Here is a 7,983-nt window from a genome sequence, read left to right on the forward strand (position 1 = left end):
TGCGGCTTCAGGCTGGCCCGGACATGACCGAGACGACATCGCCCTGGCGCGGCGCGGTTCCCATCGAGACGCCCCGCCTCGTGCTGCGCGAGCTGCGGCGGGGCGATGCGCCCCGCATCGCCCGCTATGTCGGCGATATCGGGGTTGCCCGCATGCTGGCGGTGGTGCCCCTGCCCTACAACGAGAAGGACGCCGAGACCTTCGTCGCCGCCATGGGAGCGATCAATGCCGACGGCCGCGGCCTCGGCCTCGCGGTTGCCGAGAAGGGCGCGCCGGACCTGCTCATCGGCGTCATGTCGTTCATCGGCGCGCTGCCGGTGGTCGAGATCGGCTGGTGGCTCGGCCGGCCCTATTGGGGCCGCGGCTTCGCCACCGAGGCGGCGCGGGCGCTGATCGCGGTGGCCTTCCGCGAACCGCGGCTCGACCGTATCGTCGCCGGCGCCTTCTTCGACAACCCCGCCTCGCTGCACGTTCAGGACAAGCTCGGCTTCGCACGCACGGGCGAATCGCAGCGCCACAGTCTGGCGCGGCGCGCCTTCGTCCGGCATATCGATACCGAGATCGTGCGCCCGGCCTCCGCCTGAGCGGGGCGCGCGCCAGCATCGAGGGTGCCATGACCGAAACCTCCGTCCCCATCGGCGTCGTCACCGTCTCCGACCGGGCGAGCCGCGGCCTCTACGAGGACAAGGGCGGCCCCGGCATCGTCGCGGCGCTGAGCGAGCTCGTCGCCTCGCCCTGGCATCCGGTCGCGCGGGTTATCGCCGACGAGCGGGCGCTGATCGCCGAAACGCTGATCGCCCTCGCCGATGCCGAACGCTGCCCGCTGATCCTGACCACCGGCGGCACCGGCCCGGCGCCGCGCGACGTGACACCGGAAGCGACCGAGGCGGTCTCGGACAAGCTGATGCCGGGTTTCGGCGAACTGATGCGGGCGGTCAGCCTGAAGGCGGTGCCGACCGCCATCCTGTCGCGCCAGACCGCCGGCATCCGCGGCTGCTCGCTGATCGTCAACCTGCCGGGCAAGCCCTCGGCGATCCGCGAATGCCTCGACGCGGTGATGCCGGCCATTCCCTATTGCATCGACCTGATCGGCGGGCCGCGCCTCGAAACCAATCCGGCCCATTGCATCGCCTTCCGCCCGAAGGGCGCCTGAGCATCGGCACGAATTGACCGGCGCGCCGGGCGGCCTATCCTTCCCCGCCGAAGAGGCATGTGATGGCCCCGGGGGGAGAGACGATGAACAGGCGCACATTCGGGTCGAAGGCGGCCCTCGGGCTCGGCACGGCGCTGCTGCCGCTCGCCGCTGGCGAAGCCGGCGCCCAGGGCCAGGCACCGACCCAGGCGCCGGCGCCGAGGCCGGCGCTGGAGGCGCTGAAGGCGCGCGTGCTCGGCGGCGCCATCACCGACGTTCCGGGCATCCGGATCGGCCATTTCACCGATGACCGCCGGCCGACCGGCTGCACCGTGATCATCCCCGAGGAGGCCGCGACCGCCGGCGTCGACGTGCGCGGCGCCGCGCCCGGCACGCGCGAGACCGACCTGCTCAACCCGACCAACATGGTCGACAAGGTCCATGCCGTGCTGCTCGCCGGCGGCAGCGCCTTCGGCCTCGATGCCGCCACCGGCGTGGTGCGCTGGCTGGAGGAGAAGGGCATCGGCTTTCCCGCCGGCCCCGCCAAGGTGCCGATCGTGCCGGCGGCGATCCTGTTCGACCTCGGCGTCGGCGACCACCGGATCCGCCCGGACGCGGCCGCCGGCTACAAGGCCTGCGAGGCGGCGAGCACGGCGGCGCCCGCCGAGGGCTCGGTCGGGGCCGGCACCGGCGCCAGCGTCGGCAAGCTCTACGGCATGGCACGCGCCATGAAGGGCGGCATCGGCACGGCAGCGGTCAAGGTCGGCAAGATCACGGTCGGCGCCATCGTCGCGGTCAATGCGGTGGGCGACGTCATCGATCCTGCGAGCGGCCAGGTCGTCGCCGGCACCCGCACCGAGGACGGCCGCCGCACGCTCGGCGTCACCCAGGCGATCCTGCGGGGCGAGCTGCCGCCCTCGATCCAGGCCGGCATGGCCACCACGATCGGCCTCGTCGCGACCGACGCGGTGCTGACCAAGGCGCAGGCCCAGAAGCTCGCCCAGATGGCCCATGACGGCCTCGCCCGGGCCATCGACCCGATCCACACCATGTGGGACGGCGACACGATGTTCGCCCTCGGCACGGGCAAGAGCGGCCTCCCCGGCAACATGATGGCGCTCGGCGCCATCGCCGCCCAGGTGACCACCGCCGCGGTGCTGAGAGCCGTGCTCAACGCCAAGGCGGTCAGCGGCCCGGGCGTGCCGGCCATGCCGATGGCGGCCGATCTCCTGTAGGGCCGGAGCGCCGGGTCATCGGCGCTGCATCTGGACGGGCCGTGGTTCGAGGCTCGCCCAAAGGGGGCGAGCACCTCGCCATGAGGATCGGGAAAGCGTGGTATCGCGCGCGGTTGCGAAGCGCCGTGCTCGGAGCCTCATGAGCAACCCTGCTGCCATTCACCTCCCAACCTCATGAGGCGCCCACGCCCTCGCGCGGGCCTCGAACCACGGGCTCGCCCGGTGCCGCGCGCCCTGCCCGAGCCCATCGCCCGAACCCTAAGAAAAAGCCCGCGGACCGTCTCCGGCCGCGGGCTTCTCGATCGCGGAACCGCCTGCGGTCAGCGCAGGCGCTCGAGCACGCTCACGTAATTGGCCACGGCCGCGCCGCCCATGTTGAAGATGCCGGCGAGCTTGGCGTCCTTCACCTGGATGCCGCCGGCATCGCCCATCAGCTGCATGGCGCTGAGCGCGTGCATCGACACGCCGGTGGCGCCGATCGGATGGCCCTTGGATTTGAGGCCGCCCGACGGATTGACCGGCAGCTTGCCGTCCTTGGCCGTCCAGCCTTCCTTGATGGCGCGCGCCCCCTGGCCTTCGGCCGTGAGGCCCATGGCCTCGTATTCGATCAGCTCGGCCACGGTGAAGCAGTCATGCGTCTCGACGAAGGAGAGGTCGCTCAGCGAGATGCCGGCCTCGGCCAGCGCCTTGCCCCAGGCCACCGTGCAGCCCTCGAATTTCAGGATGTCGCGCTTCGACATGGGCAGGTAGTCCTGCACATGGGCGGCGCCGCGGAAGGCCACCGCCTTGTTCAGCCTGAGCGCGGTCGCGACGTCGGTGACAACCAGCGCGGCGGCTCCATCCGACACCAGCGAGCAGTCGGTGCGCTTCAGCGGGCCGGCGACGAAGGGGTTCTTCTCGCTCTCGGTGCGGCAGAACTCGTAGCCGAAATCCTTGCGCATCTGGGCATAGGGATTGTCGACGCCGTTCTTGTGGTTCTTGGCGGCGATCATGGCGAGCGCGTCGGACTGGTCACCCCAGCGCTGGAAATAGGAATGGGCGATCTGGCCGAACACGCCGGCAAAGCCCGCCGGCGTGCCGCCGTCCTCGGGCAGGTAGGAGGCCTTCAGGAGGTTCTTGCCGATCTCCGGCCCCGGCGTCTTGGTCATCTGCTCGACGCCGACCACCAGGACGACACGGGCGTCGCCCGCCTTGACCGCGCGCACCGCCTGGTGCACCGCCGCCGAGCCGGTGGCGCAGGCATTCTCGACCCGCGTCGCGCGCTTGAAGCGCAGCGCCGGATCGGCCTGCAGCACGAGGGAGGCGGTGAAGTCCTGGGGCGAGAAGCCGGCGTTGAAATGGCCGAGCAGGATCTCGTCGACATCGCCCGGGCCGATGCCGGCATCGACGAGCGCGTCGGTCGCGACCCTGACGATCAGGCTTTCGACCGTTTCGTTTTCAAGCTTGCCGAAGGGAGTATGGGCCCAGCCCACGATACAGGCGGTCATTGCGAAAGCTCCTCAGGGGGTTGCCCTGATTATAGGTGCGCCACCCCGCTCTCGCCATCGTCCATCAGGCGCATGCCTGCCGTTCCGACAGGTCGGGTCGCGTGAGAGCCCGGCGCCTTGAGCGGCTCAGAGGGGCAGCGAGAGCAGCGCCCAGAGAAGGGTGAGACTGGCGAACAGGAGGACATGCTTGCGGCGGCCCTGCCGTCCGTAGCCGATGGCGATCCCGGCGCTGGCCAGGGCATTGGCGAGAAGGCCGATCCGTGGCGGGCCGCTGCCTGACACGGTCACCGCGAACGGCAGCGCCGTGACGTCGAAATAGGCGATGATCGCGATCATCCAGATCACGACGGCCGCGGCGTAGAGCAGATATTCGATGGCCCGCAGCCCTGTCGACGTCGATGTCATGGCGTCCCCCACAAGCCTCGCCGCCGCGCGCGGCCCCGGCGCCACCCGGCCAGGCGACAAGCTTCGCACGCAAGCGGCAGCCCATTATGTCTCGCCTGCCCACGGTATATTTCGCCGCCCGGCGGCACCGTCCCCGCCTGGCGCATCCGGCGGATGGAAGCGCGGTCCGGCGCGTCGGGGCCGTGATGCCCCAGGCCAGGGCCCACCCCTTCGCACCCGAACGCAGGTGCAGGACCGCAACACCGCCCGTGCCGGTGGCATTGCCGGCCGTGCCCGCCGGACATGGACGGGCCGCCGAGACGGTCGCGCGCACCGGCACAGGTCCAGGATCGCAAAGCGCGGTCGCCACGGCTGCCCAGGACGCCGCGGCCAGACCGATCAGGACATATTGCGGGATGCGCGATATCGCAGCCCCGGCCGGTCTTTCCCGCCGTCCGGCAGCCTCCTATCGGCCCGCATTGAGCTCGGTCACCCTGACCATCGAGAGATCGATGGCGCGCTCGATGAATTCGGCGATGAGACCGAGCTGGTCGGCATCATAACGCGCGAAAAGCTCGTTCATGGCCCGCTGCATCGGCTCGAAATGGACGGCGAATTCACCGATCCGCTCTTCGCGCACCTTGACCAGCACCTTGCGCCGGTCGCGCGCGTCGGCGGTCCGCTCGACCAGGCCGTGGCGTTCCAGCCGGTCGATCAGGCCGGTGACCGCGCCGCTGGTCAGCCCGGTCCGCCGGCCGATCTCGCCCGCCGTCGCCGGGCCGCCCATGAGGATCAGGTCGAGGCATTCCAGATCGCTCGCGTTGATGCCGATCCGGCGCGCGACGGCCTGGCTGTGCAGCACGCCGACAGCAGAGGACCGGCGCAGCGCCAGCATCAGGCGCGCGGCGACATCGGCCGCCGGGCCTTGACGGTTTATCTCATTTGCCATTATTCTTAGCCACAAAGATATATACTCTTCAAGATTGTGCCACGGAGCGGCCGCCGCGTCGATGGCTCCCAGGCGCCCCCCGAGGACATCGACCCATGAGCGACAAGGCCCATCCGGCGACCGCCGGCGACATCCTGGTGATCGGCGGCGGCATTGCCGGCTGCGCCACCGCCCTCTTCCTCGCGAAGGCCGGCTTCCGGCCGCAGGTCTTCGAGGCCTATCCCGACATTCGCGGCATCGGCGGCGGCCTGCAGATCGCGCCGAACGGCCTTGCCGTGCTGGATGCGCTGGGGCTGGCCGAGACGCTCAGCGCCCGCGGCTGCCTGTGCGAGCGGGCCGAATTCCGCGACGGCCGCGGCCGTCTGCTCGGCACGATGGCGAACCGCCCGGCCGCCGGCGGCCGTCTGCCGGTCATGATGGCGCGCGCGAGCCTGCAGGAGGTGCTGCACGACCAGGCGCTCGCCGCGGGCATTCCGGTCGTCCACGGCAAGCGGCTCGCCGGCTACGAGGAGACCGGCGATGCGGTCATCGCGCGCTTCGAGGATGGCACGACGGCGCGCGGCGACCTGCTGGTCGGTGCCGACGGCCTGCATTCGCGCGTGCGCCGGGTGCTGCTGCCCGACGGGCCGGAACCGACCTATACCGGGCTGACCGGAACCGGCGGCTGGGTGCCGGCCGCGACCCTCGCCCGGGCCGGCCTGCCCGGGGCCGGAGCCATGACGCTGTTCTTCGGCGCCGGCGCCTTTATCGGCTGCGCCCAGGCCGAACAGAACGGCGCGGCGGCCGGCACCTGGTGGTCCTCGCTCGCCCGCGATGCGCCGCTCGATGCCGCCGCGCGCGTCGCGCTCACCGGCAAGGCCGGTCTCGACACCACGCTGGCCGCCGGCGGCGGCTGGAACCCGATGGTGCGGCAGATCCTCGGCACGACCACCGAGATGATCCCGCCCATCGACATCTTCGACATTGCCAGCCTGCCGCGCTGGTGGCGCGGCCGCGCCGTCCTCGTCGGCGATGCCGCCCACGCCGTCGCGCCCCATTCCGGTCAGGGCGCCTCGATGGCGCTGGAGGATGCCGCGACGCTGGCGCGCCTCCTGCGCGAGCGGGGCCTCGCCGACCTTGCCGCCACCCTCGCCGCCTTCGAGAGCGAGCGGCGCGGACGGGTGGAGCGCGTCGTCGCCTATAGCCGGCGGATCGGCGCGACCAAGAAGCGCGGGCCGATCGGCGCCTACGTGCAGAGCCTCGTCCTGCGCCTCGTCCTCAGGCTGTCGCCGCCCGATTTCGGCTGGCTCTACGACCATCGCGTCCGCTGGTAGCCCGGCCTGTCGCTACGGCAGGTTGCGCGCCGATCAATTCAGGCGTGCATCGATGCGGCAGCATGCGGGCAGGCGGGGCCATGCTTTGGCCGCCTTCCGGCGCTTGATAGCCGGCCTCGCCCGTCCTGACCGGCTTTCGAGAGGGTCTGCGGCGTCGCCTCGCCCGTTCCGCGGACGACAGTGGCGCCACGCTATCGCCATGGCGCCGCCACGGCGGCGTCGCCACGGCTTGGCGAAGGCCCCGCGAAGCAGGTACAAGACGTCAGTTCCCACCTCATTGTTCCGACAGAGGCTCGATTTTGCGGATCTGCGCCCCAGCCTTCGCCGCCACGATCGCGCTCAGCCTCGGGGCCGGCGTCGCCATGCCGCCGCCCGCCGCCGCGCAGCAGGTCGGCCCGACCATCGTCGTCGACGTCGCGACCGGCCAGGTCCTGCAGTCCGACCGTGCCGGCGCGCCCTGGCTGCCGGCTTCGCTCACCAAGATGATGACCGCCTATGTCGCGCTGTCGCAGGTACGCCAGGGCCGGGTCAGCCTGAATACCGGCCTCACCGTGTCGCAGCGGGCGGCGCGGGCCGCGCCCTCCAAGATGGGCTTCCGGCCGGGCACCGTCCTCACCATCGACAATGCCCTGAAGATCATCATGGTGAAGTCGGCGAACGACGTCTCCATCACCATTGCCGAGGGACTCGGCGGGTCGGTGGAAAACTTCGCCGCCATGATGAATGCCGAGGCGCGCCGGCTCGGCATGACCGCGACCCATTTCGTCAACCCGAACGGCCTGCCGGCGACCGGGCAGCAGACCTCGGCGCGCGACATGGCGGTGCTCGCCCGCGCGCTGATGCGCGAATTCCCGGACCAGTCGCTGCTCTGGCGCATGCCGGCGATCCGCTACGGCAACCGCGTCATCCGCAACCACAACCACCTGATCGGCCGCTATCCGGGCGCCGACGGCTTCAAGACCGGCTTCACCTGCGCCTCCGGCTTCAACGTGGTGGCGACCGCCACCCGCGGCGGACGCCAGCTCATCGTCGTCGTGCTCGGCGCGACCTCGGCGCGCGGCCGGGCCGAGACCGCCGCCGGCCTGTTCGAGCGCCATTTCGCGAGTTTCGGCGGCACCGGCGTCAGCCTCGACAGCGTCGCCAACGACACGTTCTCGGCGCCCGCCAACATTCGCGACCAGGCCTGCCGGCGCCGCGGCCGTGGCGGCCCGGTCTATATCGAATCGGGCGAGGACCTGGAGAACGAGCCGGTCGCCTCGGCGACCGATCCGGGCAATCTCAGCTACGCGCAGATGATGGCGCAGCCCTCGGCCGGCCGCCGCTCGGCCGGCATGCAGGCCATTGCCGCCGCCTCCGGCCAGGTTCCCTCGCTGCTCGGCCCCTATCGGCCGACCATGGATCCCGTCCCGGTCTTCATCGGCGGGGCGAGCTCGGCGCCGCCGCCGGCGCGCGCCGTGCCGGCGGCCCCGGCCCTTGCGGCCGT

General features: G+C 71.4%; 8 protein-coding genes. 5 read left to right on the forward strand and 3 right to left on the reverse strand.

Translation table 11 applies throughout. The features are described 5' to 3' along the window. The first annotated feature begins 23 nt into the window (after positions 1–23). The 3 genes from OZ671_RS15715 to OZ671_RS15725 all read left to right on the forward strand — a co-directional run bounded on the left by OZ671_RS15715 (position 24) and on the right by OZ671_RS15725 (position 2,367). The gene (locus OZ671_RS15715) at positions 24–584 is read left to right on the forward strand and encodes a GNAT family N-acetyltransferase (protein ID WP_268861621.1); all 561 of its coding nucleotides are present in this window, start codon (positions 24–26) and stop codon (positions 582–584) included. A gap of 29 nt (positions 585–613) precedes the next feature. Continuing rightward, on the forward strand, positions 614–1,153 hold the full coding sequence (gene mog, locus OZ671_RS15720; RefSeq protein ID WP_268861622.1) for a molybdopterin adenylyltransferase: 540 nt from the start codon (positions 614–616) through the stop codon (positions 1,151–1,153). A gap of 83 nt (positions 1,154–1,236) precedes the next feature. After that, on the forward strand, positions 1,237–2,367 hold the full coding sequence (locus OZ671_RS15725; RefSeq protein ID WP_268861623.1) for a P1 family peptidase: 1,131 nt from the start codon (positions 1,237–1,239) through the stop codon (positions 2,365–2,367). Positions 2,368–2,687: 320 nt separating this feature from the next. Here the strand turns inward: OZ671_RS15725 and OZ671_RS15730 are convergent, their stop codons facing one another. The 3 genes from OZ671_RS15730 to OZ671_RS15740 all read right to left on the reverse strand — a co-directional run bounded on the left by OZ671_RS15730 (position 2,688) and on the right by OZ671_RS15740 (position 5,187). After that, on the reverse strand, positions 2,688–3,854 hold the full coding sequence (locus OZ671_RS15730; protein WP_268861624.1) for an acetyl-CoA acetyltransferase: 1,167 nt from the start codon (positions 3,852–3,854) through the stop codon (positions 2,688–2,690). Positions 3,855–3,980: 126 nt separating this feature from the next. Continuing rightward, positions 3,981–4,259 carry a hypothetical protein gene (locus OZ671_RS15735; RefSeq protein WP_268861625.1) on the reverse strand — a complete coding sequence of 93 codons (279 nt, stop codon included), beginning with the start codon at positions 4,257–4,259 and terminating at the stop codon, positions 3,981–3,983. Positions 4,260–4,704: 445 nt separating this feature from the next. Further along, positions 4,705–5,187, reverse strand: coding sequence for a MarR family winged helix-turn-helix transcriptional regulator (locus OZ671_RS15740; RefSeq protein WP_268861626.1), 483 nt, complete (start codon positions 5,185–5,187; stop codon positions 4,705–4,707). Positions 5,188–5,282: 95 nt separating this feature from the next. Between OZ671_RS15740 and OZ671_RS15745 the strand changes: the two genes are divergently transcribed. After that, entirely contained in the window at positions 5,283–6,500 is a 1,218-nt protein-coding gene (locus tag OZ671_RS15745) for an FAD-dependent oxidoreductase (protein WP_268861627.1), read from the forward strand. Between the two features lie 299 nt (positions 6,501–6,799). After that, positions 6,800–7,983, forward strand: a 1,184-nt coding sequence (locus OZ671_RS15750) for a D-alanyl-D-alanine carboxypeptidase family protein (RefSeq protein ID WP_328286366.1), incomplete at its 3' end; no start/stop codon positions are given.

This window comes from Phreatobacter sp. AB_2022a, assembly GCF_026847585.1.
In the GTDB taxonomy this organism is placed as follows: domain Bacteria; phylum Pseudomonadota; class Alphaproteobacteria; order Rhizobiales; family Phreatobacteraceae; genus Phreatobacter.